We start from the raw sequence: 2,686 nt of genomic DNA on the forward strand, positions 1-2,686 counted from the left end.
CTCTGTTATCAACTGTGAGACGCTATCAGTGCCTTTCAGCAGCTTCTCAACATAACGGGTTTGACTATCTGTTAAGTGTTCTAACTCGGCTATAAGCTTTGTAAATTGTGCTGGGAGCATGATCAACCCTTAACGACTGTATTCATATACAGTGTAGCAACAATTTAGCAGAACATAGCCAATTACAATTGAGCTCTATTTGCCGCCATTGGCGGAACGGCTTAAAACCTTCCTGGAAAATATTCAGTTTCGTTTGGTCGGCACAACGGCGACTAAGCAACACTGGAATTGGTTAGCGATTGGCGCTTATATCGCAACCTGGGTGGTTTCCGTTGCTATTGTATCAATACTAGACCCTGCAATGAGCATTGTCGCAAATGTGGCTTTCACCATATTCACCGTGTTTCTTGGCTGCATAATTTTTATCAGTAAAGTATTTGTAAGACTCGGTATTGAGCTCGGCAGGGGCAATGTAATCGGCGGGGTAGGGCTCGTTTTGGCCTTAATTGGTTTTACAATCGAAATATCAAAGATGGTTATTGCCTGATAGCTGGTGCCGCCTTTGCCAGACTATAAAGTCGTTTTTCAGATGATTATAATCGTTTAAGTTGAAAGTCAGACCCAAGAAAACCGACTTGCGTCGGTTTATGGTTCACATCTAAAAGTGATATCAGAGGCTGGGATTGACTGCGCCGGTCACCGGACGGCACAGAGTTACCCCTGGCGGATTCTGGAAAACCATTTGTAGAAATAATTATTAAAAATCATATTTTTATGGTTGTAGGGGCGCACTTATTAGATTCTTTTTGCACTGTTCCGCGGTAATCAAATTCTAGTTGTATGGACAGTTGTGATTAATTAGGTCATACGACAATCTAAATATGTCAGAGTGCACTGTGTGAATACTGACTAATTGATTTCCAATTGACTGAAAAGGAAGGTATACCTATGAAAGAACTAACAGTAAGTGAAACAGAGCTAGTTAATGGCGGCATAGAATATTCAGAAGGCTCTGGATGGGTGGTCGCTACAGCGTTGTATGCTGCAGCAGTTGTGGCTACCGGAGGGGGCGCAATAGCTATAACCGGCGCATTACTTGCATTTGCACAAGCGTCAGCAGCATTAGAATAGCTATGAGAAAAGAAGTGATATATTTCATAGTCTTTATCGCTTTTCAGGTTATTTATGCAATACGTACTTCACCATTTGATTTTACTAGTGGCCTGTTGCTTTCTCTGGGTCTGATTTTTTCATTGGTGTATGTAAAATATGAACTCTTGTCAAATAACCAAAAGTCAGATGAGTAAAGCCCCTGATTGCCGAACCAATGCAATTAATACATATCAGAGATAGTATAATTCAGGCAGGCGGTCCGATGATTGTCTGCCTTTTAAATGAAAGAAACAAAAAACCGACTTTCGTCGGTTTATGTTCACATCTAAAAGTGGTATCTGAGGCCGGGATTGACTGCGCCGGTCACCGGACGGCACAGAGTTACCCCCCCCCCCCGCGGATTTTGAAAAATTAGTGTTTAGAATAATTACTTTAAATCAACTGGTTGAAGCTGCAAGAAGTGACTTTGCAAATTCTTTGCATGGTATAAGTTTTCTTACTGAGCGATCACTCACTACTTTTCTAGATTAATGAATGCTCTGTCGAAGCTAATTATAGATTGGTAAAGTGAATATATTATGCGCATAATATGAATGTAACGTGTGGAGGTGTTTATGAATATTACTCTCGGCTCAGAGTTTGAAAAACGTATCAATGAGAAAGTGGCCTCAGGTCTTTATACCTCAGCGAGCGAAGTTATCAGAGATGGCCTTAGATTGCTTTTCGAAAAAGACGTACTAAAGCAGCAACAATTGGACATCTTACGAGAAGAGGTAGGGAAAGGTTTCCAGCAATTATCTGAAGGTAAAAGCTCAGATAAATCAGCATTGGACATCTTTGCTGAAGTAAGTGGCCAAGTCGATGGCAAGTTATAAGCTCTCCGAACTTGCAGAAGATGATCTGAGACTAATAGCCATCAAAACCATTGAAGCTTGGGGACATAGTCAGGCTGAAGCGTATATCTTATTGCTGCATGAGGCCTTAATTAAGATTGCCAATGCGCCAGATATCGGAAAGAGAAGACCAGAGCTTTCTGATAATGCGCGAAGTTTCCCAATTCAAAAACATATGGTTTATTGCGTATTCTGATGTTCTCGATCGCTGATTCTGACTAGCCCGATCAACTCTATTCCGGTCATTCGATCACAGACTTTTTCTTCACCACCCGATCAGTCTTTTATGCTTGTTAACTTCTTTTAATTTTAAAGAGGAAACAAGTATGTCAAAACCTACTGACATAGAACGCGTTAAAGCGGTTCTCTATCTTAAGCTTGATGAAAACCTCAGTAACCGGGACATCGCCAGGAGACTGAATGTGGGGGCTGCCACTATATCTGATATTCTCGGTAAATTCAGAACCCTGGATTGTGGCTGGCCGTTACCTGAGCATGCCTCCGATCAATGGCTACATCAGTCACTTTATCCTGACAGGAAAGCGGGCCGTATTAAACCTGATTATGGCCTGATGGATATTGAACTGCGGCGTAAAGGTGTAACTAAACTGCTGCTCTGGGAGGAATATCAGGCTAATTACCCTGATGCTTGCTATAGCTACAGCCAGTTTTGCGACAAT

The 2,686-nt window shown here is 41.7% G+C and carries 4 protein-coding genes and 2 pseudogenes; 5 read left to right on the forward strand and 1 reads right to left on the reverse strand.

All coding sequences use genetic code 11. The features are described from left to right. Positions 1-120: pseudogene (locus C6Y40_RS03330) on the reverse strand (IS1595 family transposase); the annotation flags it as partial. A gap of 79 nt (positions 121-199) precedes the next feature. Between C6Y40_RS03330 and C6Y40_RS03335 the strand changes: the two are divergent. The 5 genes and pseudogenes from C6Y40_RS03335 to C6Y40_RS03355 all read left to right on the forward strand — a co-directional run. Beyond that, complete coding sequence (locus tag C6Y40_RS03335; protein ID WP_105933339.1) at positions 200-547, forward strand: hypothetical protein; 348 nt, start codon at positions 200-202, stop codon at positions 545-547. A gap of 401 nt (positions 548-948) precedes the next feature. Beyond that, positions 949-1,131, forward strand: coding sequence for a hypothetical protein (locus C6Y40_RS03340; protein ID WP_105933340.1), 183 nt, complete (start codon positions 949-951; stop codon positions 1,129-1,131). Positions 1,132-1,727: 596 nt separating this feature from the next. After that, complete coding sequence (locus C6Y40_RS03345; RefSeq protein ID WP_105933341.1) at positions 1,728-1,988, forward strand: type II toxin-antitoxin system ParD family antitoxin; 261 nt, start codon at positions 1,728-1,730, stop codon at positions 1,986-1,988. Continuing rightward, complete coding sequence (locus tag C6Y40_RS03350; RefSeq protein ID WP_105933342.1) at positions 1,975-2,202, forward strand: type II toxin-antitoxin system RelE/ParE family toxin; 228 nt, start codon at positions 1,975-1,977, stop codon at positions 2,200-2,202. Before C6Y40_RS03345 ends, C6Y40_RS03350 begins: the two co-directional genes overlap by 14 nt. A 130-nt stretch (positions 2,203-2,332) precedes the next feature. Beyond that, a pseudogene (locus tag C6Y40_RS03355) lies at positions 2,333-2,686 on the forward strand (IS21 family transposase); the annotation flags it as partial.

The sequence above is a fragment of the Marisediminitalea alba genome (genome assembly GCF_002993365.1).
GTDB lineage: Bacteria > Pseudomonadota > Gammaproteobacteria > Enterobacterales > Alteromonadaceae > Alteromonas > Alteromonas alba.

Coding starts and splice junctions, on each gene's coding strand:
- C6Y40_RS03340 (WP_105933340.1), top strand. CDS start 949: ATGAAAGAACTAACAGTAAGTGAAACAGAGCTAGTTAATGGCGGCATA.
- C6Y40_RS03345 (WP_105933341.1), top strand. CDS start 1,728: ATGAATATTACTCTCGGCTCAGAGTTTGAAAAACGTATCAATGAGAAA.
- C6Y40_RS03350 (WP_105933342.1), top strand. CDS start 1,975: ATGGCAAGTTATAAGCTCTCCGAACTTGCAGAAGATGATCTGAGACTA.